26 protein-coding genes are annotated in these 25,064 nt (G+C 64.1%); 6 read left to right on the forward strand and 20 right to left on the reverse strand.

The genetic code is table 11. The features are described 5' to 3' along the window. Nucleotides 1-56 precede the first annotated feature (56 nt). From hutH to ftsY, 10 genes are all read right to left on the reverse strand, one after another. Nucleotides 57-1,589, reverse strand: a complete 1,533-nt coding sequence (gene hutH, locus AB5Y72_RS12370) for a histidine ammonia-lyase (RefSeq protein ID WP_325783442.1) — start codon at nt 1,587-1,589, stop codon at nt 57-59. Nucleotide 1,590: 1 nt separating this feature from the next. Further along, on the reverse strand, nt 1,591-3,294 hold the full coding sequence (hutU, locus tag AB5Y72_RS12375) for a urocanate hydratase (protein ID WP_325783441.1): 1,704 nt from the start codon (nt 3,292-3,294) through the stop codon (nt 1,591-1,593). Nucleotides 3,295-3,339: 45 nt separating this feature from the next. Further along, entirely contained in the window at nt 3,340-4,296 is a 957-nt protein-coding gene (gene hutG / locus AB5Y72_RS12380; RefSeq protein ID WP_325783440.1) for a formimidoylglutamase, read from the reverse strand. Beyond that, nucleotides 4,289-5,524 (reverse strand): imidazolonepropionase, encoded by a 1,236-nt coding sequence (hutI, locus tag AB5Y72_RS12385; RefSeq protein ID WP_325783439.1) that lies wholly within the window; start codon nt 5,522-5,524, stop codon nt 4,289-4,291. The genes hutG and hutI overlap by 8 nt, the downstream gene beginning before the upstream one ends. A 156-nt stretch (nt 5,525-5,680) precedes the next feature. After that, entirely contained in the window at nt 5,681-6,385 is a 705-nt protein-coding gene (hutC, locus tag AB5Y72_RS12390) for a histidine utilization repressor (protein WP_042076163.1), read from the reverse strand. 11 nt (nt 6,386-6,396) lie between these two features. Next, nucleotides 6,397-7,056 (reverse strand): carbonate dehydratase, encoded by a 660-nt coding sequence (can, locus tag AB5Y72_RS12395; RefSeq protein ID WP_042076162.1) that lies wholly within the window; start codon nt 7,054-7,056, stop codon nt 6,397-6,399. A gap of 125 nt (nt 7,057-7,181) precedes the next feature. Beyond that, the gene (rpoH, locus tag AB5Y72_RS12400; protein WP_209793795.1) at nt 7,182-8,036 is read right to left on the reverse strand and encodes an RNA polymerase sigma factor RpoH; all 855 of its coding nucleotides are present in this window, start codon (nt 8,034-8,036) and stop codon (nt 7,182-7,184) included. 453 nt (nt 8,037-8,489) lie between these two features. Further along, nucleotides 8,490-9,443: a permease-like cell division protein FtsX gene (gene ftsX / locus AB5Y72_RS12405; RefSeq protein WP_209793796.1), complete on the reverse strand. Its 954-nt coding sequence runs from the start codon at nt 9,441-9,443 to the stop codon at nt 8,490-8,492. A gap of 195 nt (nt 9,444-9,638) precedes the next feature. Beyond that, nucleotides 9,639-10,307, reverse strand: coding sequence for a cell division ATP-binding protein FtsE (ftsE, locus tag AB5Y72_RS12410; protein ID WP_042076158.1), 669 nt, complete (start codon nt 10,305-10,307; stop codon nt 9,639-9,641). A gap of 130 nt (nt 10,308-10,437) precedes the next feature. Further along, entirely contained in the window at nt 10,438-12,072 is a 1,635-nt protein-coding gene (gene ftsY, locus AB5Y72_RS12415; protein WP_216991220.1) for a signal recognition particle-docking protein FtsY, read from the reverse strand. Between the two features lie 110 nt (nt 12,073-12,182). Here ftsY and rsmD point away from each other — a divergent pair, with 110 nt between their 5' ends. Beyond that, entirely contained in the window at nt 12,183-12,812 is a 630-nt protein-coding gene (gene rsmD, locus AB5Y72_RS12420; RefSeq protein WP_216991221.1) for a 16S rRNA (guanine(966)-N(2))-methyltransferase RsmD, read from the forward strand. A 230-nt stretch (nt 12,813-13,042) separates the two neighbouring features. Continuing rightward, nucleotides 13,043-13,357 carry a DUF1145 domain-containing protein gene (locus tag AB5Y72_RS12425; protein ID WP_042076154.1) on the forward strand — a complete coding sequence of 105 codons (315 nt, stop codon included), beginning with the start codon at nt 13,043-13,045 and terminating at the stop codon, nt 13,355-13,357. A 37-nt stretch (nt 13,358-13,394) separates the two neighbouring features. Here AB5Y72_RS12425 and AB5Y72_RS12430 read toward each other — a convergent pair whose 3' ends face one another. Then, the gene (locus AB5Y72_RS12430; RefSeq protein ID WP_042076152.1) at nt 13,395-13,760 is read right to left on the reverse strand and encodes a YijD family membrane protein; all 366 of its coding nucleotides are present in this window, start codon (nt 13,758-13,760) and stop codon (nt 13,395-13,397) included. Nucleotides 13,761-13,779: 19 nt separating this feature from the next. Next, the gene (gene fabR, locus AB5Y72_RS12435) at nt 13,780-14,400 is read right to left on the reverse strand and encodes an HTH-type transcriptional repressor FabR (protein ID WP_042076151.1); all 621 of its coding nucleotides are present in this window, start codon (nt 14,398-14,400) and stop codon (nt 13,780-13,782) included. Between the two features lie 149 nt (nt 14,401-14,549). On the opposite strand from fabR, the gene AB5Y72_RS12440 reads away from it, so the two are divergent. After that, entirely contained in the window at nt 14,550-15,668 is a 1,119-nt protein-coding gene (locus tag AB5Y72_RS12440) for a fatty acid desaturase (protein WP_216991223.1), read from the forward strand. 473 nt (nt 15,669-16,141) lie between these two features. Here the strand turns inward: AB5Y72_RS12440 and AB5Y72_RS12445 are convergent, their stop codons facing one another. Continuing rightward, the gene (locus tag AB5Y72_RS12445; RefSeq protein ID WP_042076147.1) at nt 16,142-17,395 is read right to left on the reverse strand and encodes a phospholipase D family protein; all 1,254 of its coding nucleotides are present in this window, start codon (nt 17,393-17,395) and stop codon (nt 16,142-16,144) included. Nucleotides 17,396-17,467: 72 nt separating this feature from the next. Between AB5Y72_RS12445 and AB5Y72_RS12450 the strand changes: the two genes are divergently transcribed. Next, nucleotides 17,468-17,632 (forward strand): hypothetical protein, encoded by a 165-nt coding sequence (locus tag AB5Y72_RS12450; protein ID WP_162231307.1) that lies wholly within the window; start codon nt 17,468-17,470, stop codon nt 17,630-17,632. Between the two features lie 4 nt (nt 17,633-17,636). Here the strand turns inward: AB5Y72_RS12450 and AB5Y72_RS12455 are convergent, their stop codons facing one another. From AB5Y72_RS12455 to tatA, 3 genes are all read right to left on the reverse strand, one after another. Beyond that, on the reverse strand, nt 17,637-19,100 hold the full coding sequence (locus AB5Y72_RS12455; RefSeq protein WP_042076146.1) for a lytic transglycosylase F: 1,464 nt from the start codon (nt 19,098-19,100) through the stop codon (nt 17,637-17,639). A gap of 236 nt (nt 19,101-19,336) precedes the next feature. Further along, nucleotides 19,337-19,639 carry a YfcZ/YiiS family protein gene (locus AB5Y72_RS12460; RefSeq protein ID WP_042076144.1) on the reverse strand — a complete coding sequence of 101 codons (303 nt, stop codon included), beginning with the start codon at nt 19,637-19,639 and terminating at the stop codon, nt 19,337-19,339. Between the two features lie 9 nt (nt 19,640-19,648). Next, on the reverse strand, nt 19,649-19,810 hold the full coding sequence (tatA, locus tag AB5Y72_RS12465; RefSeq protein WP_042076141.1) for a twin-arginine translocase TatA/TatE family subunit: 162 nt from the start codon (nt 19,808-19,810) through the stop codon (nt 19,649-19,651). Nucleotides 19,811-20,081: 271 nt separating this feature from the next. Between tatA and AB5Y72_RS12470 the strand changes: the two genes are divergently transcribed. After that, complete coding sequence (locus AB5Y72_RS12470; RefSeq protein WP_042076139.1) at nt 20,082-21,059, forward strand: LysR substrate-binding domain-containing protein; 978 nt, start codon at nt 20,082-20,084, stop codon at nt 21,057-21,059. Between the two features lie 60 nt (nt 21,060-21,119). On the opposite strand, the gene AB5Y72_RS12475 is transcribed toward AB5Y72_RS12470, so the two are convergent. Beyond that, the gene (locus AB5Y72_RS12475) at nt 21,120-21,719 is read right to left on the reverse strand and encodes a YhgN family NAAT transporter (RefSeq protein ID WP_042076137.1); all 600 of its coding nucleotides are present in this window, start codon (nt 21,717-21,719) and stop codon (nt 21,120-21,122) included. A 101-nt stretch (nt 21,720-21,820) separates the two neighbouring features. Next, on the reverse strand, nt 21,821-22,066 hold the full coding sequence (locus AB5Y72_RS12480) for a YecH family metal-binding protein (protein ID WP_042076135.1): 246 nt from the start codon (nt 22,064-22,066) through the stop codon (nt 21,821-21,823). A gap of 207 nt (nt 22,067-22,273) precedes the next feature. Here AB5Y72_RS12480 and AB5Y72_RS12485 point away from each other — a divergent pair, with 207 nt between their 5' ends. Further along, nucleotides 22,274-23,557: a dicarboxylate/amino acid:cation symporter gene (locus AB5Y72_RS12485; RefSeq protein WP_042076134.1), complete on the forward strand. Its 1,284-nt coding sequence runs from the start codon at nt 22,274-22,276 to the stop codon at nt 23,555-23,557. Nucleotides 23,558-23,570: 13 nt separating this feature from the next. Here AB5Y72_RS12485 and AB5Y72_RS12490 read toward each other — a convergent pair whose 3' ends face one another. Both AB5Y72_RS12490 and AB5Y72_RS12495 read right to left on the reverse strand, forming a co-directional pair. Continuing rightward, on the reverse strand, nt 23,571-23,885 hold the full coding sequence (locus AB5Y72_RS12490; RefSeq protein WP_042076131.1) for a DUF2007 domain-containing protein: 315 nt from the start codon (nt 23,883-23,885) through the stop codon (nt 23,571-23,573). A 210-nt stretch (nt 23,886-24,095) separates the two neighbouring features. Continuing rightward, a complete protein-coding gene (locus AB5Y72_RS12495) occupies nt 24,096-24,998 on the reverse strand; it encodes a LysR family transcriptional regulator (protein ID WP_042076128.1) in 903 nt (300 codons plus the stop codon). Nucleotides 24,999-25,064 lie beyond the last annotated feature (66 nt).

Consider the following 25,064-nt stretch of genomic DNA (forward strand, 5'->3'; position numbering starts at 1 on the left):
GAAATGAAAAGACCGCCCCATGGGCGGTCTTTTTTATGGTCTGCTCAGACTCGGGTTCAGAGGCTGGGCAAGGTCCCGGCCGGGATCAGGTCGTTGTAGCTGGCACGGCCCAGCAGGGCGGCGGCCGCCTCGATGTCCGGCGCGAAGTACCTGTCCTTGTCGTAGAAGCTGACCTCTTCCCGCAGCCGGCCCTTGGCCAGCTCGATAAGCTCGGTGCTGCGCAGGGGAGCTCGGAAGTCGAGCCCCTGGGCCGCCGCCAGCAGCTCCACCGCCAGGATGCCGCGGGTGTTCTCGGCCATGTCTGCCAGACGACGACCGGCGAAGGTGGCCATGGAGACGTGATCCTCCTGGTTCGCGGAGGTGGGCAGGCTGTCCACCGAGGCCGGATGGGCGAGCGTCTTGTTCTCGGAGGCGAGCGCCGCCGAGGTGACCTGGGCGATCATGAAGCCGGAGTTGACGCCGCCGTTATTGACCAGGAAGGCCGGCAGACCGGACATGCGCGAGTCGATCAGCAGCGCCATGCGCCGCTCGGAGAGCGAGCCTATTTCGGCGATGGCCAGCGCCAGGTTGTCGGCGGCGAAGGCCACGGGTTCGGCGTGGAAGTTGCCGCCGGAGAGGATGTCTTCATCCTCGGCAAACACCAGGGGGTTGTCGGAGACCGCATTGGCCTCGCACACCAGCACCTCGGCCGCCTGGCGGATCTGGGTCAGACAGGCGCCCATCACCTGCGGCTGGCAGCGCAGGGAGTAGGGATCCTGCACCTTCTCGCAGTTGTGGTGGGACATGCCGATCTCGCTGCCATCCACCAGCAGGTGGCGGTAGCAGGCGGCCGCATCGATCTGGCCACGCTGACCACGCACCGCGTGGATGCGGGCGTCGAAGGGTCGGCGGCTGCCAAGCGCCGCCTCCACGCTCATGGCACCTATGGTGATGGCGCCGGCGTAGAGATCCTCGGCGTGGAACAGCCCTTCCAGCGCAAACGCCGTGCTCGCCTGGGTGCCGTTGAGCAGGGCCAGCCCCTCTTTCGGCGCCAGGGCGATGGGCGCCAGGCCTGCAATCTTGAGGGCAGTGGCGGCGTCGATCAGCTCGCCCTTGTGACGGGCCTTGCCTTCACCTATCAGCAGGCAGCTCATATGGGCCAGGGGCGCCAGATCGCCGGAGGCACCGACGGACCCCTTCTTCGGCACCACAGGATAGACTTCGGCATTGATGAGCCGCATCAGGGCCTCCAGCACTGTCAGCCGTATGCCTGAAAATCCCCGGGCCAGCGAGTTGAGCTTGAGCACCATCATCAGCCGTACGGTGGCGTCATCCATGTACTCGCCAATCCCTGCCGCGTGGGAGAGCACGATGGAACGCTGCAGCTCGTCCAGTTGCTCCACCGGGATCCGGGTGTTGGCCAGCAGGCCAAAGCCGGTGTTGATGCCGTACACCACGCGGTTCTGTTCGATCACCTTGGAGACCACGGCGGCGGAGGCGTGGATCCCCGGCAGGGCGGACGAGTCCAGGCTGACATGCACCGGCTCGCGGCTGACGCGGCGCAGGGTGGCGAGGGTCAGCTCGCCCGGCAACAGATTGAGTTCAAACATCTTATTTCGCTCCCTTGCCAGCTGTGTCCAGCATCGGCAGATCCAGTTTCGCATCAACGGCACAGTTGATGGCAATTTCATAACCGGCATCGGCGTGACGCATCACCCCGGTACCCGGATCGTTGCGCAGCACGCGACCGACCCGCTTGGCGGCGTCGTCGGTGCCGTCACAGACGATCACCACGCCGGAGTGCTGGGAGAAGCCCATGCCGACCCCGCCGCCGTGGTGCAGGGAGACCCAGGTCGCGCCGCCGGCGGTGTTGAGCAGGGCGTTGAGCAGCGGCCAGTCGGAAACGGCGTCGGAGCCATCCATCATGGATTCGGTCTCGCGGTTCGGGCTCGCCACCGAGCCGGAGTCAAGGTGGTCGCGGCCGATGACGACCGGTGCCTTCAGCTCGCCATTCTTCACCATCTCGTTGAAGGCCAGGCCCAGGCGTACCCGATCCTTGACACCGACCCAACAGATCCGCGCCGGCAGGCCTTGGAAGGCGATGCGCTCGCGGGCCATGTCGAGCCAGTTGTGCAGGTGGGGATCGTCCGGGATCAGCTCTTTCACCTTCTGGTCGGTCTTGTAGATGTCTTCCGGATCGCCGGAGAGCGCCACCCAGCGGAACGGGCCGATCCCCTCGCAGAACAGCGGGCGGATGTAGGCCGGCACGAAGCCGGGGAAGTCGAAGGCATTCTTGACCCCCTCTTCCAGCGCCATCTGGCGGATGTTGTTGCCGTAGTCCAGGGTGGCGGCGCCGCGGGCCTGCAGGGTCAGCATGGCCTCCACCTGGCGGGCCATGGAGCGGCGAGCCGCCACGTTGACCTCTTGCGGCGCGCTCTTTTGCAGCTCGCGCCACTGGGCCAGGCTCCAGCCCTGGGGCAGGTAGCCGTGCACCGGGTCATGGGCGGAAGTCTGGTCGGTCACCACGTCCGGCGTGATGCCGCGGGCCACCAGCTCGGCGAAGACGTCGGCGGCGTTGCCGAGCAGGCCGACGGAGACGGCGGTGCCGCTCTGCCTGGCCTCTTCGACCATGGCCAGCGCCTCATCCAGGCTGTAGGCCTTCTTGTCGACGTAGCGGGTCTTGAGACGGAAGTCGATGCGGGTCTCGTCGCACTCCACCGCGATCATCGAGAAGCCGGCCATGGTGGCGGCCAGCGGCTGGGCACCGCCCATGCCACCCAGGCCCCCGGTCAGGATCCAGCGGCCCGCAGGCTTGCCGTCGAAATGCTGGTTCGCCACCGCGAAGAAGGTCTCGTAGGTGCCCTGGACGATGCCCTGAGTGCCGATGTAGATCCAGGAGCCGGCGGTCATCTGGCCGTACATCATCAATCCCTTCTTGTCGAGCTCGTTGAAGTGCTCCCAGTTGGCCCAGTGCGGCACCAGGTTGGAGTTGGCGATCAGCACCCGCGGCGCATCCTTGTGGGTCTGGAACACGCCGACCGGCTTGCCGGATTGAACCAGCAGGGTCTGGTCGTCCTCGAGCCGGGTCAGCACCTCGACGATCTTGTCGTAGCAGGCCCAGTTGCGGGCGGCGCGGCCGATGCCGCCATAGACCACCAGGGACTGGGGATGCTCGGCCACTTCCGGATCCAGGTTGTTCATCAGCATCCGCAGGGGCGCCTCGGTGAGCCAGCTCTTGGCGGTCAGCTCGGTGCCGCGGGAGGCGCGGATAACGCGGCTCGGATCGTGGCGGGGATCCTGGTGTTGTACAGACATAGACACTCCTTGTTTAGCGATACGGTCAGGCGGCGCGGTGCGCCACTACTTGGTTAGTTGATGGACCAGCCGGGCGGCCACGCGGGCGCTGCGGTTGTCCTGATCCAGGTTCGGGTTGTACTCGGCCAGATCGGCGAGCCTGAGCTTGCCGCTGGCCCGGATATGGGCGATAAGCGGTTCGATGACCGCCAGCTCCACGCCGCGGGCGGCGGGGGCGCTCACCCCCGGCATCACGGCGGCGGGCAACACGTCCAGATCGATGGTGAGATAGAGGTGGTCACAGCGGGCGATAAAGGCATCCAGTCCCGCCAGCAGCACCGGCAGCTCGGCCGGCGTCATCGCCTCGTCCAGCACGTGCCAGACCCCCAGCGCCTCGGCGCGGGCAAAGAGCGCCGCGGTATTGGCGGTCTCGGCCACTCCGAGGCAGGCATAGTTAAAAGGGGTGCCCTGGGCGGCGCACTGCTCGGCAATCTGGAAGAAGGGGGTGCCCGAGCTCGCCAGCTCCTGCTTCATGCGCAGGTCGAAGTGGGCGTCGAAGTTGATGATGCCCACCTTGCCCTTGCCAGCCAGATGACGGTTGAGGCCGCTCCAGCTGCCGAAGGCCACCTCGTGACCGCCCCCCAGCACCAGGGGGAAGTGCCCCTGGTCCAGCGCACGGGCGACCCGCTCGGCCAGCCGGCCGTGGGCGGCATCGAGATCCCCGTCGTCGCAGTGCACGTCGCCGCCGTCATGAACGGGTCGGCCCAGGTGCCAGGCGGTGTTGGCCAGCAGCTTGCGGATGGCCTGGGGCGCACCGGCGGCGCCCACCCGGCCCTTGTTGCGGCGAACCCCCTCGTCACAGGCGAAGCCGAGCAGCACCACGCCAGGCTCGCTGCCGGCTTGCCAGGACTGCGCCTCTTGCCAAGGCAGAACCTTGTCGTGCCAGCGCAGGGCCAGTTCACCATCTTCCGGATCCTGGCGCCCCTGCCAGACCGACATGTCGACCTGGTTGAACTTATCCATGGTGCGTCTCCTCGCCGTTGAATACCCGGCTGACCAGCTGATCGACGCCGACCAGGTAGCTGATTTCGGAGGGGTGCACGCAGCTCCAGATAAGGAAATCCGCCTGCATGCCCACTCTCAACTGCCCCAGATGTTCCTGCTCGCCGAGCGCTTTGGCGGCATGGCGGGTCACCCCGGTCATGGCCTCCACCGGGGTCAGGCCGAACAGGGTGCAGGCCATGTTCATGGCCATGCGCAGGGAGACGATGGGGGCCGTGCCCGGGTTGATGTCGGAGGAGACCGCCATGGGCACCCCGGCGCGGCGCAGGGCCTCGACAGGTGGCAACTTGGTCTCCTTCAGGAAATAGAAGGCGGTGGGCAGCAGGGTGGCGACCACGCCGCGGTGGGCCAGCGCCTGTATTCCCTCCTGATCCAGATACTCCAGGTGATCCACCGAGAGGGCGCCGAAATTGGCGGCCAGCGTGCTGCCCCCCAGATTGGAGAGCTGATCCATGTGCCCCTTCACCGCGAGGTTGTACTGATCCGCCGCCAGATAGACCTGCTCGGTCTGGGCGAGGGAAAAGCCGATGTGTTCGCAGAAGACGTCCACCGCATCCGCCAGACCCGCCTCGGCGGCCGCCGGGATGATCTCCTGGCAGATGGTCTCGACCCAGGAATCGGGATCGTCCCGGTACTCCGGCGGCACCGCATGGGCCGCCAGCAAGGTGGTCTTGACCCGGATCGGCAGCACCTCCCCCAGCCGGCGGGCGACTCGCAGCATCTTGAGCTCGTCCGCCAGGGTGAGGCCATAGCCGGACTTGATCTCCACCGTGGTGACCCCTTCCCGGATCAGGGACCTGATCCTCGGCAGCGCCAGCTCATAGAGCTGATCCTCGCTGGCCGCGCGGGTGGCGCGCACGGTGGAGAGGATGCCGCCCCCCCTGCGGGCGATCTCCGCATAGGGCACCCCTTTCTGGCGCAGCTCGAACTCCTCGGCCCGGCTGCCGGCGAAGACGAGGTGGGTGTGGCAATCGATGAGGCCTGGGGTCACCAGCCTGCCCTTCATGTCGCGCCAGTGGGCGGGATGGGGCCCCTTGAGATCCTGCATGGGGACCAGGGCGTGGATCCTGCCGTCGTGAACGCCGAGGGCGTGAGGCTCCAGCAGGCCGTAGTCCGCCAGATCGGGGCGCAGGGTGGCGGGCGTCACGTTGAGCCAGACCCGCTCGCAGTTCAACAGTTCCTTGTTCATACCGACCTCTAAATGTATATACAATATTTTATAGCCGATCTCTGGAGAGAAAGAAAGGATCCAGTTCACATCTTGATAACAGCGGCTTTATTAGAGTTTAGGCACAAAAAAGCCCACCAGAAGGTGGGCTTTCAAATACCTAGTATGTATATACAATCAGGCCAATCGGGTCTTGGAGCTCAACTTGTAGCGGGAGCCCGGCGAGAGCAGGCGGGCATAGGAGACCAGGTAGCCGTCCGACCAGGTGCGCCGGTGCAGCAGCAGGCAGGGGGTATCGACCCGCACCTGCAGCAACCCGGCCTCGCCGGCACTCGGCAGCACCGCCTCCACCACGTGCTCCATCTCGGAGAGGGGGCAGACCTCCATCAGATAGCTGTTTGGCGTCTGCCTCGTGAAATCCTGCTCGCCGTATTCCGGCAGGCGCTCGGCATCGACGAAGCGCTCCTCCAGCTGCAGCGGCTCCCCGTCGGCCTGGTGGACGATGAGGCTGTGAAAGGTGGGTGCCCCCACCCGCAAGCCGAGGCGCACCGCCACCTTCTCGTCGGCGGCCTGGCGTTGCAGGCGGATCACCCGGGCACTGTACTGGCTGCCCCGCTCGGCGATCTCGTCGGCTATGTTGCGAATCGCCAGGAGCGGCGACTCGGTACGCCTGTCCGCAACGAAGCTGCCGGCGCCGGCGCTGCGCACCAGCCAGCCCTCGGCCACCAGCTCACGCAGCGCCTTGTTCACCGTCATCCGGCTCACGGCGAACTGCGCGCACAGGGCGGCCTCGGTCGGGATCCTGTCCCCCGCCTGGTAGTGGCGTTCGCGGATCCCGTCCAGGATGTGCTGCTTGATCTGAAGGTAGAGGGCGGGGGCCACCAGGCGGCGCCTCAGCGACGGCGGTGGGGCGGACGCATGTCCGGCCAGGCGCGATAGACGTCCGGGATCTGGTCCGGGCCGCTGATGCAGAGATCGAGATCGTGCAGCAGACCGTCCTTGATGCCGTAGATCCAGCCGTGCACCGCCAGCTCCTGACCCTTGCGCCAGGCATTCTGGATGATGGTGGTGTGGCAGACGTTCGCCACCTGCTCGGCCACGTTCAGCTCGCACAGGTAATCGAAGCGCTCGTGCTCATCCTCGATGGCCTCGAGCTCTTCGCCGTACTTGAAGTAGACGTCCTTGATGTTGCGCAGCCAGTTGTCGATGAGGCCCAGCTCCTGGTTCTGCATCGCCGCCTTGACGCCGCCGCAGCCATAGTGGCCGCAGACGATGATGTGTTTCACCTTGAGCACCTCCACCGCATATTGCAGCACGGAGAGGCAGTTGAAATCGGTGTGTACCACCAGGTTGGCGACGTTGCGGTGGACGAAGACATCCCCCGGCAGCAGTCCCATCAGCTGGTTGGCGGGTACCCGGCTGTCGGAGCAGCCGATCCAGAGGTACTCCGGGGCCTGCTGGGCGGACAGGGTAGCGAAGAAATTGGGATCCTCGGCCTTGATCCGCTCCGCCCACTCGCGGTTATTGGTAAACAGGTCGTTCAACAGTTTCACTTCTGCTCTCCCTAACTGTGGCAGTGGCGGCAACATAACATACACAAGGGTAACCAAGGCAAGGCCGACCAGATCCCCGTGAAACAAAAACAGGGCCATCAGGCCCTGTCTCGTGTTGGAGGCCCTCAGGCATCCATGGCGTCTTTCAGCTTCTTGAGGGCGTTTTTCTCAAGCTGACGCACGCGCTCGGCGGAAACGCCATAGTTGTCGGCCAGCTCCTGCAAGGTGGTCTTGCTCTCCTCATCCAGCCAGCGGGCACGGATGATGTGCTGGCTGCGCTCATCCAGGGTGGCGAGCGCCGCGCTCAGACGACGGGTGGCGTGGTTGTCCCAGTTGTCGTTCTCTATGGTGGCGGCCAGATCGGAAGACTTGTCTTCCAGGTAGTGCACCGGGGCGAAGCCGCCCTCGTCCTCGTCGTCACCCACCAGATCGAAGGCCTGGTCGTAGTTGCTCATGCGCGCTTCCATCTCGGTGACGTCGGCGGCGGAGACCCCGAGGTCGGCGGCCACGGCCTGTACCTCTTCGTGGTTCAGCCAGCCCAGGCGCTTCTTGGACTTGCGCAGGTTGAAGAACAGCTTGCGCTGGGCCTTGGTGGTCGCCACCTTGACCATGCGCCAGTTGCGCAACACATATTCATGGATCTCGGCCTTGATCCAGTGCACGGCGAAGGAGACCAGACGCACGCCCACGCTGGGGTCGAAGCGCTTGACGGCTTTCATCAGGCCGATGTTGCCTTCCTGCACCAGATCGGCCTGAGGCAGGCCATAGCCGGAGTAGCTCTTGGCCACGTGAACGACAAAGCGCAGGTGCGACATGACCAGCTGACGGGCAGCCTCGAGATCGCCATCCTGCTGCAAACGCATCGCCAGTTCGCGCTCTTCCTCTGCACTCAGCACAGGGATCGAGTTGACTGCCTGGATATAGCCTTCCAGACTACCTTGCGGAATCAGAGCCATAGTGCGCTGCAATGAAGTTCCCATGTTCTACCTCTTACTTTTCAATCGAATCAGTCTAACACCCTGAGAAGGCGTGTCTACCGACCAGGTATCATTCTGCGGGCTGAATCAAACATAACCCCAGCATGAACCCGGCCTATCTTAGGCTGACGGCATGAATCATAAATGAACGGTCAAAAAAAAGGGGTCACAGTGAAGGACCCCTGAAAAGTAGCATGCTAAGTCCATTGTTGCGGAGCTCGCAACCTTCACATGCTTGCCAAGTCAGACGAGCAAGGCATAGGGGCCATACCCGTATTCATTCTGTTGCAGTAAATAGACCGTTGATAAATCAAAAGGTTCAGAGGATCCACATAATGATCCTCTGCACGGATACCATTCAGATTACTCTGAGAAAGTGGCCCGTGCCAGAAACGGGCCACTCTTTTACTTGATCCAGTTCGCAAAATCCAGTGGTTTGCGTTGCTGGTAAATCAATCAGGAAGGTTCGATGTCGCGAATGTGGCGATGGACCGAAAACCAGGAGGCGATCAGCCCCAGCAAGGCCCCCAGCAGTATGAGGTTGAAGCCGTCGAACGCCCCCATCCCCACCAGCCGGAAGTTGCTGTTGTAGAGCCCCGCCAGCTCCTTCACCACCCCCTCGCTCCAGATCACCATCACCTCGGTCAGCCACCAGGCCAGCATGCCGCCGATGACACCGAACCAGATGCCGGTATAGAGGAAGGGACGATGGATGAAGGCATCGGTCGCCCCCACCAGCTTGAGCACTTCGATCTCGGAGCGCTGGTTGAGGATATTGAGGCGAAGGGTGTTGCCGACGATCAGCAGCACCGCGGAGAGCAGCAGCACGGCAATGCCGGTGATGGTATGACGCAGCAGGTTCATGATCCCCTGCAGCCGGGTCAGCCACTGCAGATCCAGCTTGCCCTGCTCGATGCCGGGTTCGTTCTCCAGCTTGGCGAGCAGCTCCGCGGCCCCTTCCGGATTCTGCCAGCGCGGATCCGGGATCACGCTCAGCACCGGCGGCAGCGGGTTGCTGTCGAGATAATCCAGGGCATCGCCGAAACCGGAGATCTCGCGGAACTCCCTGAGCGCCTCGTCCCGGTTCATGTAGGTAACGGACTCCACCTCGGGGTAGAGCAGGATCCGCTGCTGCATGTCGAGGATGCTCTGCTCCGGCAGATCCTTGCGCAGATAGAGGGAGATCTGGGAACTGGTCTGCCAGCTCCCCTCCACCACCTCGGCGTTTTTCAGCAGCACGTGGAAACAGGAAGGCAGCGCCAGGCTCACGCCGAGCACCGCCAGGGTCATCAGGGAGGCGAGCGGATTGCGCCACAGCTCCCCCAGGCTGGCAAAGGCCTGACGCACGTGATCCACGCCATACATCATCAGACGGCGCAACGGCGGCTGTTTATGACGAACGATAGCCATCAGCACTCTCCCCCGTGTCGAATATCCGCGACCTGATCCATCCACATGACCATCATCAGACGACGCAACGGCGGCTGTTTATGACGAACGATAGCCATCAGCACTCTCCCCCGTGTCGAATATCCGCGACCTGCTCCATCCACATGACCATCATCAGACGGCACAGCGGCAGCTGTTTATGACGAACAATAGCCATCAGAGTTCCTCCCCGGACGAATACATGCGCCCCGCCTTGAGGGTCAGGGTGCGATAGCGCATGCGGGCGATCAGCCCCAGATCATGGGTGGCAATCAGCACCGAGACCCCGAAGCGGTTGAACTCCTCGAACAGGCGCATGATGTCCATGGAGAGCTGGGGATCCAGGTTGCCGGTCGGCTCGTCCGCCAGCAGCAGGGGAGGCTTGTTGACGATGGCACGGGCGATGCCGACCCGCTGCTGCTCACCGCCGGAGAGCATGCGCGGCTGGTAGCGCTCCTTGCCGAGCAGGCCCACCTTGTCCAGCGCCGCCGCCACCCGCTTGTTGATGTCGGCGTGGCTGTAGCCATCGATCACCAGGGGCAGGGCCACGTTGTCGAACACGGTGCGGTCCATCAGCAGCCGGTGATCCTGGAAGATCATGCCGATCTGGCGGCGCACATAGGGGATCTGGCTGCGCTGGATATGGCTGACGTCATCGCCGTGGAAGAAGACGCGGCCATCGGTCGGTCGCTCCATCACGCTGATGAGTTTCAGGAGGGTGCTCTTGCCCGCCCCCGAATGGCCGGTCAGGAAGGCCATCTCCCCCTTGCGCAGGTGGAAACTGACCTTCTGCAGCGCCTGATGGCCACCGCTGTATACCTTGCTGACCTTGTCAAAACGAATCATAACGGTTCCCTGACAGTGACAAACCCCGACCGGGATCGAGGTGGATCATACCCTGAGAGTGACAAGCCCCGACCGGAGTCGGGGCTGGGACACTGCTCATCGCGGCTGAGCTGGCGCAGCGCGGCCAGGCTCATTCATCGCGACTGAACAACGCCTCGATAAAGTCGTTGGCGACGAAGGGGCGCAGATCGTCGATCCCCTCGCCCACCCCGATGTAGCGGATCGGGATCTGGAACTTGTCCGCCACCGCGAAGATGACGCCGCCCTTGGCGGTGCCGTCCAGCTTGGTGAGGGTGATGCCGGTCAGGCCCACCGCCTCGCTGAACAGCTTGGCCTGGCTCAGGGCGTTCTGGCCAGTGCCCGCGTCCAGGGTCAGCATGATCTCGTGGGGCGCCGTATCGTCCAGCTTCTTCATCACCCGCACCACCTTCTTGAGCTCCTCCATCAGGTTGCTCTTGTTCTGCAGGCGGCCGGCGGTATCGGCGATCAGCACGTCGGCGCCACGGGAGCGGGCGGCCTCGATGGCGTCATAGATGACGGAGGCGGAGTCGGCCCCCGTGTGCTGGGCGATCACCGGAATGTTGTTGCGCTGGCCCCACACCTGCAGCTGCTCGACGGCGGCGGCTCGGAAGGTATCGCCGGCGGCCAGCATCACGCTCTTGCCCTCGGCCTGGAACTGCTTGGCCAGCTTGCCGATGGTGGTGGTCTTGCCGACGCCGTTCACACCCACCATCAGGATCACATAGGGCTTCTTGCTGGTGTCGATCACCAGGGGCTGCTCGACCTTGGCCAGCATCTCGCCCATGTCCTGCTTGAGCAGGCCGTAGAGCGCCTCGGCATCCTTGAGCTGCTTGCGATCCGCGTGCTGCACCAGGCCTTCGATGATGCGGCTGGTGGTGTCCACGCCGAGATCGGCGGTCAGCAGCTGGGTCTCCAGTTCCTCGAACAGATCGTCGTCTATCTTCTTGCCGCGGAACAGACCGAAGAAACCGGAGCCGATATTCTCCCTGGTGCGCACCAGGCTGCGTTTGAGGCGAGCGAAGAAGCCCTCCCGCTGCGGTTTGTCCTGGGTGTCGTCGTCCACCTTGGCGGCCAGCGGCAGAGCCGCCAGCGCGGCGGCCTGTGCCTCCATCTCGGCCACCAGGCGCAGATCTTCCGCTCTCTGGGCCTCTTTGGCGATACGGGCCTCCTCGGCAGCCTGGGCTTCGGCGGCAATGAGGGCCTCTTCCGCGGCGCGAGCTTCGGCGGCAAGACGGGCTTCTTCCGCGACCTGAGCTTCGGCGGCGATACGCGCCTCTTCGGCAGCCTGAGCCTCGGCGGCAAGACGAGCGTCTTCCGCGGCCTGAACTTCGGCGGCGATACGAGCTTCTTCGGCAGCCTGAGCCTCGGCGGCAAGGCGGGCCTCTTCCGCGGCCTGAACTTCGGCGGCGATACGCGCTTCTTCGGCGGCCTGAGCCTCGGCGGCAAGGCGCGCTTCTTCCCCAGCCTGGGGATCGGCAGCGATCAGGGCCTCATTGACGATGACGGGCTCGAGTTCGCCCTCCGGCTCTTCCGCCACCAGGGGGCCTTCCTCTGGACCCGTCAGGGCTGCCTCGTGCGGCACAGCAGGAGCCTCGGTCAGGGGAGCATCAACTACGGAAGCGGGGGCAACGGTGACCTCGGACTCGGCGACAGCCGGGGTGGCGTCGGGCGCCTGCGATGGGACGGCCTCAGCCTCTTCTTTCTTGCGGCCGAAACCCAGCCAGGAAAACAAACCTTTTGCCATCTAAAAATACTCACATCAAAGGCTGACTGCTAAGATAGCCGTCCCTCGGCGGGTCGGCATAAAAATGAACCGCCTTATACTATCACTTTATTTTCTGACGACGAAACGCGATGCCCAGAGTGAAATCCAGCCGTAACGGCCCGAGCAAGAGCCCGGCCCCCCAGGGGCGCGCGGGCGTGGTACGAATCATCAGCGGCCAGTGGAAGGGGCGCAAACTGCCGGTCAGGGATGTGGAAGGACTCAGACCCACCACGGATCGCGTCAAGGAGACCATCTTCAACTGGCTGGCACCCCATGTGCGCGGCGCCCGCTGCCTCGATCTCTTTGCCGGCAGCGGCGGGCTGGGGTTGGAGGCCTTGTCGCGTTACGCCGACCAGGTGACCCTGATCGAGATGGACAGGGGCGCCGCCGACCAGCTCAGAAAGAACCTGACCGTGCTCGGCAGCACTCAGGGCCAGGTGATCCAGGCCGATGCGGTGAGCTGGCTGCAAGGCCAGGCCACCCCCTTCGATCTGGTGTTCCTGGATCCGCCGTTTCGCCGCGAACTGCTGCCTCAGGTGTGCGAGCTGCTGGAACAGCGCGGCTGGCTCGCGCCGGACGCCCTCATCTATCTTGAGCGGGAAAAGGAGATGGCCGATCTGGCCCTGCCCGCCAGCTGGCAATTACTCAAGGACAAGCAGGCGGGTCAGGTCTGCTACCAGCTCTATCTTCGGGACACCAGAAATGACGCTGCAGTTTAAAGGGGGGGATGGGCGCTGTGCCCCTCCCCGTCAATGTGGGCAATTGCTCAAGGACAAGCAAGTCGATCAGATCAGGTCTGCTACCAGCTCTATCTGCGGGACACCAGGAATGACGCTGCAGTTTAAAGGGGGGGATGGGCGCTGTGCCCCTCCCCGTCAATGTGGGCAACGACTCAAGGAAAGGCAGGCCGGCCAGGTCTGCCATCAACTCTATGTACGGGAGGTAGGCGATGAAGCGGGCGTTTAATCTGTTGGCAATGGGGGTGCTGCTGTTCTTCTGGTTCGGCGTGGTGCTCGCCCTGCTGGGCACCCTGCCGGGCAAACTGAACGGCTTTCTGCCGGTGTGCGGCGTCATAGTGATACTGATGCACTGGGTGCAGGCGAGCATGATCAAGGCCGCCTGCAAGCCCTATTTCGCGGTCACCCGCCTCGAATTCACCCAGGTGCTGATCTTCGGGGTGTTCGGCATGATGGAGATCCGCGCCAAGCTGCAGGCCATCATAGACGCCAGGCAGAAGGGAGAGACCCCGCCCCGGGCCGACTGAGGTCGACCCGCCCTGCCAGACCGGAAGGAGTGACTCGTCACTCCTTCTGCGTTTTTCCGAGGCTGATGCCCAGCTTGATGGAGAGCGCGGCCAGCAGCAACAGCATGGCGATGAGGGAGAAGAAGTTGCTGCCAAGCTCGGGGTACTGCACCTTGAGCAGGGCCGAGTGCCCGAACACGCCGATGAAGAAGCAGATCAGCATGCAGCTGGGGGTGTTGCCCACCATGGGCTCGTGACGATAGTGCTGGTAGAGCTGGTTGGCCGCCAGCAGCAGGGCGATCAGGGGGAAGAAGGAGAAGGGGACGACCGACTCCAGCAGGGTCGACAGGAAGGCATCCCCGCAGATACCCATCAGCAGGGCCAGCACCAGGGGCTTCTTCGGGATCGGGTTCGGTTCATGCATGAGGCTGTCCATCCTTGCGTTAAGAGAGAGATTCGCGGCGCTTGCGGTTCTGCACCTCGGCGCCCATGGCGATCATCCGCAGCTGGCTGATGGTGCGCTCCGACAGCGCCTTGCACTCTTCGGGGGTCATGTCGAGGGCATCGGCACCGGCACTGAAGACGATGGTCACCATGGCCTCGGCCTGGATGTAGGCCTCTTCCCGTGGAGCCTCAGTCGTAGCCTCCAGATAGTCGGTGAGCTCGGCGATGAAGTGCTGGATCTCCCGGGCCACCGCCTGACGGAAGGCGGCCGAGGTGCCGGAGCGCTCGCGTAGCAGCAGGCGGAAGATGTTCGGGTTGTTCTCGACGAATTCCATGAAGGTCTGCACCGAGGTGCTGATGACGCTGCCACCACCGGCGATGCGCTGGCGCGCCTGGCGCATCAGCTGGCGCAGGGTCAGCCCTCCCTCGTCCACCAGGGTCAGCCCCAGCTCTTCCATGTCGCGAAAATGGCGGTAGAAGGAGGTCGGGGCTATGCCCGCCTCCCTGGCCACTTCCCGCAGGCTGAGGTTGGAGAAGCTGCGGTTGGCACAGAGTTGACTGAACGCCGCGTCGATCAGCGTACGCCGGGTCTTTTCTTTTTGTTGCGCGCGAATACCCACGAAAACAGTCACCTTGAGATTAGCGAGGCCAGATGATAACCCGAAGGGCGGGACGGGATCAGGTTTGTCTCCGACTTTTTTACCATTGACCCGCATTCCGGCTCAATGGAGAATAGTGAACAGCTGTTCGCTGAAAGGAACCGAGTGAGATGGAACGCCCCCCGATCATCATGACCAACACCCTGCTGTTTGCCCTCTCCGGGCTGACCGCGCTGATCGCCGTGCCCTGGTACGGCATGACCCATGGCTATGACCTCTGGCAGTGGGGCAGCTTCCTGCTGCTGTTCTGCTACTGCGGCATCTCCATCACCGCCGGCTACCACAGGCTCTGGTCCCACAAGGCCTACAAGGCGCACCCGCTGCTGCAGTGGATCTTCGCCATCGGCGGCGCCCTCGCCCTGCAGAACTCGGCGCTGCACTGGTCGTCGGATCACCGCCGCCACCACCGCCATGTGGATGATAACCAGAAGGATCCCTACAGCGCGGGCCGCGGCTTCTGGTTCTCCCACATCGGCTGGATGCTGCGGGAATACCAGCGCGACACCTACCACGACTACAGCAACGTGCGGGATCTGCAGAACAACCCCGTGGTCGCCTTCCAGCACAGGCACTATCTGGCGCTGACCCTCTGCACCAACATCGGCATTCCGTTGCTGCTGGGACTCGTGCACGGGGACCTGCTCGGCATGCTGCTGCTCGCCGGGGTGCTGCGCATGGTGATGACCCATCACACCACCTTCTTCATCAACTCCCTGGCCCACATCTGGGGCAGCCAGCCGTTCACCGATCGCAACAGCGCGCGGGACAACGGCATCCTGGCCTTCTTCACCTTCGGCGAGGGGTACCACAACTTCCACCACCTGTTCGAGAACGACTACCGCAACGGCATCCGCTGGTGGCAGTTCGACCCCACCAAGTGGCTGATCCAGAGCGCCGCCTGGTGCGGGCTGGCCAAAGACCTGAGATCCTGCCCGGAGGAGCGCATCGAGCAGGCCCGGCTGGAGATGCAGCTCAAGCGGGCCCAGGCCAGGCTGCACAAGCAGGATGACAGGGAGCTGTGGCAGGCGCTGCTGCAGGAGGAGTACGACAAGCTGAGCCAGCAGATCCAGCACTACTACGCCAGCCGCAAGCAACTGCTGGAGCAGCGCGGGCGCAAGGCCCTGGCGCGCTACGACAGGCTCAGGCTGCAGCTGGAATATCGCTCGCTGCGGGACGGCTTCCTCGTTGCCAAGCGCAACTGGAGCCGACTCCTGGCCGGCATCGCCTGAGACGCTCAGGATCCAGGATCAAGAAGACCGCCAGCTGGCGGTCTTCTTGCTTTGGCGCCCAGGGCGGGAGACAAAAAAATGGGGCGACACTCGCATGTCACCCCCTCGCAAATAGCATGTTCCATATTGGGATCCGGCAATGAAGGGGCGCCGTTGCGCCTCACGGGTTTCCGCTCCCGATCCGCGATGCCTGCCGGAGCAATCCGACCGGCCCAGTTCCCCCTGTTGCCTTCGCCCACACGGCAGACCCGCCGCCGTGTTTGTCCTTGCAACCGGAATACTACCCAGTTGAATAAAATAAAAAACCGCTTTATGCGGCTCCCCATGCAGGCAAGGTGCCAGAAAAATCACCGACATCAGGATATAAATCGATTAAAAACAATACGATAAAATCCCCATCCGATTTTGGATGGCAAACGTTATCCTCGAAGGCGCACAAGGCTTTGCGAGATCTCGCACAAGCCCTGCGCCCCTCACAGCCAGCGGTGCAAAGGTAACCAATCGCTCAATTGCGCCAGCAGGCGCCGCCAGGGTGAGGGCGGTCCCCCCACAGGGTGAACGGCTCGCTGCAGCCATGCCTCGATCAGGTGCTGCAACTCGTCGCACAGCGCCGGGCAGCGAAGGTGCAGCATCAGCTCGGTGTTGAGCATCAGGGAGCGGGGATCCAGATTGAAGCTGCCGAGCAGCGCCTCTTCCTCTCCCATCAGGATCAGCTTGGCATGCAGACTGGTCTCCTCACCCACCAGCTCGAACAGCTCGATCCCCTGGCGTTCGAGCCAGGGGCGGTGACGTCGGTAGGCGCCATAGACCAGGGGGACGTCCGTGCTGGCCAGGGAGTTGGTCAGGATAGCGATGCCGACCCCCGCCCTGCGCTGCTCCCGGAGGCGGCGACGCAGGCCCCGGGTCAGGATCAGGTAAGGGCTCACCAACCTCAGGGCCCCCAGGTTGGCCGCCAGCTTGCGTCCCAGCCGGGGGGCCGTGGTCGGCCGGGAGACCAGCCCCTTGCCGGGCCGGTCGAACCAGCACTCCCCCAGGCCCGGATGCCAGCGCAGGGGCACGGGCTCGTCGTCGAACAGGCTGGCGGGCAGATCGTAGACGGCGGCCATGGCGGGCTCGGTCAGGGTCAGCAGGAAGTCGTTCAGGACGGCGATTTCGGCAGGCAGCAAGGGGCGTCGCAGCAGGCGCCGCACGGGGTGGCTCCAGCGGCTCTGCCAGAACAGCTCGAACCCCTGCTCCGCCTGCTGGCAGAGCGGGCCGCGGCAGAGCAGATCCAGATCGATGAAATGGGGGGCCGCCCCCAGCCCGAAGTAGCGATCGCCGATGTTGCGCCCCCCGATCACCGCCTGGCCCCCGTCCACCAGCAGCAGCTTGTTGTGCATCCGGTGGTTGATGCGGCGAAAGCTGAGCAACCCCTCCAGCAGCAGGGTCAGGGGGCGCCAGCCCCTCAGCCAGAAGGGGTTGAACAGGCGCACCTCTATGCCGGGCTCTACCGCCACCGCCTCCAGGAAGCGGTTGTCACCACCATAGAGATCGTCGATGAGCAGCCGGACCCGCACCCCGCGCCTGGCAGCCCGGATCAGCTCGGCCAGCAGCAGCTTGCCGCTGCCGTCCTCCTCCCAGCTGTAGTACTGGGCCAGGATCCGGTGGCGGGCGGCGCGGATCAGCTGGCAGCGGGCCTTGAGGGCAGCGCCGGGATCGTCGAGCAGGGCAAAGTCGGCGGGGATCAAGGGTCATCTCCTTGTCATCTGGTCATGGCATAACCCAGAAAACCGCCCCGATGCCGGCGTGTCAAGGAGCCCATGATGGAACTGCATGACCACCCCTCCCTCAGCCAGGGACCACAGGCCAGCCAGCCGGATCCCACCCCCGCCAGGCTGCTGATGCCCTGGTACCAGCAGCACAGGGATCTGGGCTGGGAGTCCCTCCCGCGTCTTCATGAGGATCGCCTCCCCGGCCGGCACTGACCGCTCAGGGCTGCGCCGCCTCTATGGCCTCGGACTTGCCCTCCAGCTGGGGCAGGCTGAAACGGTAGGCCACGTAGTATTTGTAGATGGTGCCGACGTAGTTGATGGGCCCCTGGCCAACCTCGTTGGCCACCAGCTGCTCCACGTTGCCGAACCAGACGTTGGGATCCAGCCCCCGCTCCCTGGCCTTGGCCTGCAGCGCCTGCACCCGGTTCGGGCCCGCATTGTAGGCCGCCAGGGCAAACAGGTGGCGGTTGAGCCTGTCCATCCCGGGATCGTTGAAGTAGGTGTCGAGGATCAGCCGCATGTAGCGGCAGGCCGCCTCCACATTGCCCTCCAGGCTGGTGAGCCGGGTACCGCGGATCCCCACCTCGCCCCCCGTGCTCGGTAGCAGTTGCATGATGCCGACCGCCCCCTTGTGGGATCTGACGTTGGGATCGAGGCCGGACTCCTTGTAGCCGAGCGCCGCCAGCATCAGCCAGTCCAGCTGGTATTTGTCGGCCTGGGCCTCCAGCACCTTGCGGATGGTCGACAACCGCCCCAGGGGATCCGGCGCCAGGATATTGCTCATCCGGTCGCTCTGGGCCAGCAGGCGGCGCAGGGTCATGTCGCTGTAGAGGGTGCGCTTGCTCGACTCCGAGATATAGGCGTTCACCGCCTTGAGCAGCTCGGGGCTGTTGTTGCGCAGGGCCCAGGCGCTGCGCCCCTTGTCCCGCAGCGGGATCAGCCTGTGGGCCTTGAGGCCCCCTATCATGTCGAGCCAGATCCGGCCCTTGAAGCTGTCGGTGACCGTCAGCGGTATGATGCCGGCCGCCACCATCTCCAGCAGATCCCCGTCCTGCAGGTATTCGGGCACCGTCTCTATGTAGACGGGAGGCAGCCCCAGCTCGCGAAACAGCCAGTTCAGCTGGTGCAGGCTCTCATGGTAGCTGGAGCTGGCGCGGACCCAGATCCGCCGCCCGGAGAGCTGGGTGATGCGGTTGAAGGCGGGCAGCTCCCGCTGGCTCACCACCCACTCCTCGATGGGGGAGATAAGCGGCTGGGAGAAGGTGACCTGCTCGCGTCGGGTTGGCGTCACCGTCAGATTGGCGGCCACCAGATCCCCGCGCCCCTCGGTGAGATAGTCCAGCAGCCGGTCCTGGCGCACCGGGATGTAGATGATCTTGAGCTTGAGCTTCTCCCCGGGGAGGTAGGTCTGGTTCAGCCAGCGCTCGAAGCCCTGCAGCTGGTTCACCAGGATGCCGTACTGGGCTCCCTTGTCGAAGAAGAAGAACCCCCGCTCATAGACCACCAGGGCCCTGAGCTCCTTCTTCTGCAGGATGTGTTCGAGATCCCCCGCCTGAGGCAGGAGCTTGGGTTTGACGTCCACGGCGCGGGAGGGGACGTCACCAGACCGGGAATGGAGATCCGCCGCCAGCAGAGGGAGCGCGCAGAGGGCCAGCAGGCCCCAGATCCATCGCCTCATCATGATATAGCCACCTCGCTGTGGGTCGGCGCGCCCTGTCGGGTCCCCAGCAGAAGGAACCGTCCTGGCGCCTGCGGTTCATGGCAAGAGCCATGGGGCGTCGCGGGACCAGCTGCCGATCGGCGCATGCCGGACGGGAACCGGATCGTCCGTGGAATAACTCACTATACAACGCAAAGGGAGGGAGAAGGCGAGGGGCAAAGCAAGACGGCAGGCAGACCTGCCGTCTCATCAAGGGCTCAGATAGAGCGGGCACGCATCTCGAAGATCAGCTTCTCGGCGGTGCAGGTGAATTGCAGGCGGGCCTTCAGGATCACGCCGTCGGGGCCCTGGCTCAGCTCGCTGCTGCTCCTGGCCTCGGCGGTGACCTGCTGGGCCAGCGCCTCGTAGGCCGCCAGCTTGTCGCGGGCAGCGGCTTCGGTCGCCGCCTCGATCACCAGCTCCATCACGTCATCACCCTCGCCTATGATGGTGCCGATCTCGGCGAAACAGCCGCAGCTGTCGCAGGTCTCGTTCAATTCCACTTTCTCGTCAACAGACATACTTCACTCCTACTTGTTCGGATGTTCGTCGTCGCGCAAGGCGTTGCGAAAATCCCTGATGGCGGTGCCCAGATCCTCACCGGCGCCGGCCAGGCGTTTGCTGCCAAACACCACGACGACGACCACGAGCAAGATCAGCAGATGCCAGATATGAATGCCACCCAGTCCCATGGGGATACTCCTGACTGATAGATACCCTGAGGTTGTATCAAAAGAAAGCGTATCGATTGTTGGGCGAAATCAAGCCAGGTGCAAGTTTACGAATCAATCATAAAAAAATACGGCGACCAGGGGCCGCCGTATGAGTCGGTGCTACTTGTCCCCTCAACCGCTACATCCTGTACCAGCCGCCACCAGGGCGAGAGACCCGTCGAGCATAGGATCGCCAAGATATGAAAACAAATGGTATAAATTCATCTAAGAATTGAAGAGGATTCATATCATGTTGCTGGAACAGCTTGGCCGCATAGACCTTAATTTGTTGATTATCCTGCAAGTCTTGCTGGAGGAGCGCAACGGCAGCCGGGCCGCTCGCCGCCTCCACCTGAGCCAGTCCGCCGTCAGCAAGGCCCTGGGCCGGCTGCGGGAGACCTTCGACGACCCCCTGTTCGTCCGCTCCGCCTACGGGATGGATCCCACCCCGCGCGCCCTGGATCTGCAGCAACAGTTGCAGCCCATACTGCTGTCGCTGGACAACCTGATCCAGCCGCCGGACTTCGATCCCGCCAGCACCGAGCGGGAGTTCGTCATCGCCAGCATGGACAGCGCCTTCACCCTGTTCGCGCCGCTCTACCTGAGCGAGCTCAAGCGCCAGGCGCCGGGGATCCGGCTGCGTTACGAGGAGTGGACGGAGCACAGCCTGACCGAGATGAGCCAGGGTCAGGTGGACATCGCCTTCACGGTGCGGGAGAACTGCATCAACTCGGATTTCAGGCTGGATACCCTGCCCAACGCCATCTGCCAGCGACTGCTCGCCATCGATGACCTCACCTGCCTGGTACAGCGGGATCACCCGGCCCTGCGCGACCCCGAGTGGGATCTCGCCCGCTACCTGGCCTATCCCCACGTGCAGACCTACTGCGAGGGGCGAGATCGCTGGATGCTGGATCACAAGCTGGCGGAGCAGGATCTCTATCGCCGGATCGAGGCGACCGTCCCCTCCTTCGAGGCGGCGCTGCGCATGGGCATGCACTCGGACATGATAGTGACCCTCTCCCGCCTCTATGCCCGCCACGCCACCCAGGTCTACCCCCTGGTGCCGCTGCCACTGCCCATCGCCCTGGACAGCATCTCCCACCTGCTCATCTGGCATCAGCGTCACGAGGAGGATCCCGGACACCGCTGGCTGCGAGAGACCCTGCTCGCCCTCATCATGGGCAAGCTGGAAACCTCGGCGGATGGCCCGGCCGCTGCCGCCTGACGCGCAAAAAAACGGGGCTCCAGGAGCCCCGTTTCACCTTGAGTTCAGCATGCCGCCCCGTCAGTTCTGACCCGTCACCGCCAGATAGTGGTGCACGCCGTCCAGCAGCATCTGCACCGAGATCATCACCAGCAGCATGCCCATCAGCCGCTCCACCGCGGTGAGTCCTCGCTCACCCAGCAGCTTGTTGAACAGCTCGTAGAACATCAGGATCACGGCGCTGGCGCCCCAGGCCATCAGCAGCGCCAGGGACCAGTCCACCATCCGGGTCGGCTCCTGGTTCGCCAGCAGCAGCAGGGAGGCCAGGATGGAGGGGCCCGCGATCATGGGGATGGCCATGGGCACCAGGAAGGGCTCCTCCCCCGCCGCCAACCCGGTCACGCCGCCGGGAGTCGGGAAGATCATCTTGATGGCGATGAGGAAGAGTATGATGCCGCCGGCGATGCTGACCGCCTCCTGGCGCAGGTTGAGGAAGCTCAGGATCTGCTGACCGGCGAACAGGAAGCCCATCATGATACCCAAGGAGAACAGCAGCTCGCGGATCATCACCTTGCGCCGCCGCTTGGGATCGACGTGGCGCAGGATCGAGAGGAAGACCGGCAGGTTCCCCAGGGGATCCATGATCAGAAACAGCATGACGGCAGCGGAAAAAGTGTCCATACAACGCCCAGGCAACGCCTTCAACAGAAGAGGGAAAAGAGGGCGAATATAACAAAGGTGGCGGGATTCGGCGAGCACCCGGCAGCGCTCGCCGTCGGGAATCAACCGTGGTTGCAGATCTTGTCGGCGCGGGTCTGGAAGCCCTCGTCGGATTCGATGAACTTGCCGCGCCTGGCCAGGAAGTCGATCAGGGCCTCGGCATCCATCTCGCTGGCGCTGCAGGTGTGGAAACGGGCATCCGCCCCGAAGCGATCATCGATGGCCTGCTTGAGGCTGGCCCGGGTAAACTGGCCGCCCTGCGCCAGCATCATCTCCATCACGTCGTGACCGTGTACCGATTGAGTCATTGCAAACCTCTTAATCATCATGTCAGATGCCCATTAAAGCCAAAAGCCCGGCGCCCGATCTTGATGCAAGCCAACAAAACACCTTTTTTCGTGTCCCCGGGGTGGCCCTGTGCGCCGCTTTGTCGATAATGTGGCAACCTGACGGGGGGACGGCTACACTAGCGCCCCTTTTTGCCATCGCAGACAGAAAATAAGGACATTGGCGTCATGCTGTTCCATGGATTGGTCTTCAAGCCCTGGCGGATCTGGACCCGCCGCCCGCTCTGGTTGAAGACCCTGCTCGGCATGCTGATCGGGATAGGGATCGGGCTCGGCTTCAACGAGCTGGCGCTCCTGCTCAAGCCCATCGGCCTTCTGTTCGTGAACACCATACAGATGCTGATGGTGCCCCTCATCTTCTGCTCTGTCATCGCCGGTCTCACCTCGCTGCTCAAGGGCAAGACCCTGGATCGGATCGCCGGCAAGGCCATCACCCTCTATCTCTGCTCCACCGCCGTCGCCATCTGCATCGGCCTGATGATGGGCTGGCTGCTGGAGCCGGGCATGGGTGCCAATATGGATCCCTATGAACGGGGCGCCCTGGCGGAGCAGCCGACCCTGGCCAGCGTGCTGAGCCACCTGGTGCCGCGCAACCCGATGCAGGCCATGGTGGACGGCAAGATACTGCAGGTGATCGTATTCGCCGTGGCCCTCGCCCTGGCCCTCAACGCCACCGGGCGGCGCGGTCGCCCCGCCATCCTGTTCTTCACCTCCCTGGCGGAGGGGATGTTCAAGCTGACCCAGATGGTGATGGCCCTGGCCCCCTATGGCGTCTGCGCCCTGATGGCCTGGATGACCGGCAAATACGGGGTCAGCCTGCTGCTGCCGCTGCTCAAGGTGATCGGCGCCGTCTACCTCGGCTGCCTGCTGCACCTGCTCGGCGTCTACAGCAGCCTGCTGCTCCTGCTGGCCCGCCTCAACCCGCTGCACTACTTCAAGAGCATCCTCGACGCCCAGGCGGTGGCCTTCACCAGCAGCTCAAGCAGCAGCACCCTGCCCATCAGCCTGGCCTGCGCCGAGCGCAGGCTCGGGGTCTCCCCCGCCATCACCGCCAAGGTGCTGCCCATCGGCGCCACCATCAACATGGACGGCACCGCTCTCTATCAGGGGGTGACCGCCCTGTTCGTGGCCCAGGCGTTCGGGGTGGATCTGCACCTGGTGGACTACCTGACCATCATCAGCATCGCCACCCTGGCCAGCATAGGCACGGCGGGCACACCCGGCACCGGGCTGATGCTGCTGACCCTGACCCTGACCGCGGTGGGACTGCCGCTGGAAGGGGTGGCCCTCATTGCGGGCATCGACCGGATCCTCGACATGGCGCGCACCACGGTCAACGTCTCCGGCGACATCCTGGTCTCCGTGCTCATCGCCCGCAGCGAGAAGGAGCTGGATCTCGCCACCTATCACGATGCCCACGCGGGAGATGACATCGACTTCACCCTGCGTTGAGATGCGGCCGCGATCAGTGCTCGTGGGGATCGTGATGGCAGCGCCAGCAGATGTCGAAGTTGGCGCCGTTCTCCTCCCCGCACTGGCCGCATAGCCAGCCGTTCCCCTGACGCTGCTGGTAGCGCTCGATGATCCGGCCCGCCCGCAGGCGATCCTGCTCGCACACCATCAGGGTGACCTGCAGCAGATCCACCGGCAGCTCCCCCAGCGCACCACTGAGCCCCTCCCCGCTGAGCCGCACCCTGACGCCCTCGACCTCCAGGGCCCCTTTCAGGGCGTGCGCCTCCAATGAGTGAGAGGCGCGATACAAGTTAATCCACTGATCCATACGTTGTCCTCGAAACCGCTTGTCAGTGCCGCCAGCGCTACCCTCATTCCAGGGCGTGCGCCTCCAGGGAATGGGAGGCTCGACACAAGTCAATCCATGGATCCCTTCATGCCCTCCTCGCAATGCCCGTCTCGCACCGCTCCCGCCCGGGCCGTCCAGGAGCGGCTGGCTCCATGGCATGTGATCCACTGTGCCCGCCCCCGGCGCCGCTCACAACAGCTTGTCGATGCCATACTCGGGGCCGTTGGCCACCAGAAAATCGATGAATGCCCTCAACTTGCGCGGCATCAGCCGCCGCTCCGGAAACAGCAGGTAGATGGGCACCCTGGGTTGCTGCCAATCCGGCAGCAGCGACACCAGAGCACCGCTCGCCAGCTCATCATGGCACAGCATGGCGGGCAGGGAGGCCAGCCCCAGCCCCGCCTTCGCCGCCTCGCGGGCGCAGGTGATGTTGTTGACCTGGAAGCGGGAGGGCGGATCCACCAGCACCTCGCGATCGTCCCGCTCGAAACACCAGTGGGACGCCAGGAAGCCGCTGCTCACCGCCACCCGCTCATGGTGTACCAGATCTTCGGGGTGGGCGATCGCCGGGCTGCGGGCCAGGTACGCCGGGCTGGCGCACAGCAGCCGCTCCGTGCTCCACAGGCGCCGTGCCGCCAGATTGGAGTCGCTCATGTCACCGACCCGCACTATGGCGTCCAGCCCCTCGCTGATGGGATCCACGATGCGGTTGGTCAGCTCCAGCTCCACCTGCAACCCCGGATAGGCTTGCAGGAAGTTCGCCACCAGCCTGCCCACCACCAGCTGCCCCGTCTCGATGGGGACCGCCAGCTTGAGGGTGCCGGTCACCTCCTGCTGGCTGGCGCTCAGCATCAGCTCGGCCTGGGCCAGCTCCTCCACCGCCTTGCTGCAGCGCAGGTAGTACTGCTCCCCCGCCTCGGTCAGGGTGAGCTGGCGGGTGGAGCGGTAGAGCAGCCGCACGCCGAGACGCTGCTCCAGCTCGGCGATGCGCCGGCTCACCGTGGCCTTGGTCATGCCCAGCTCCTGGGCGGCGGCGGTGAAGGAGCCCTTGTCGACGATGCGCACGAGAATGAGGGCTGCGTTCAAGTCCATTGTCTCACCAGTGAAACTGTATATCTCATGAATGGATACTAATCGAAACAGTCTCGCGATGTTAGC

This window comes from Aeromonas sp. R7-4 (assembly GCF_040908055.1).
In the GTDB taxonomy this organism is placed as follows: Bacteria; Pseudomonadota; Gammaproteobacteria; order Enterobacterales; family Aeromonadaceae; genus Aeromonas; species Aeromonas sanarellii.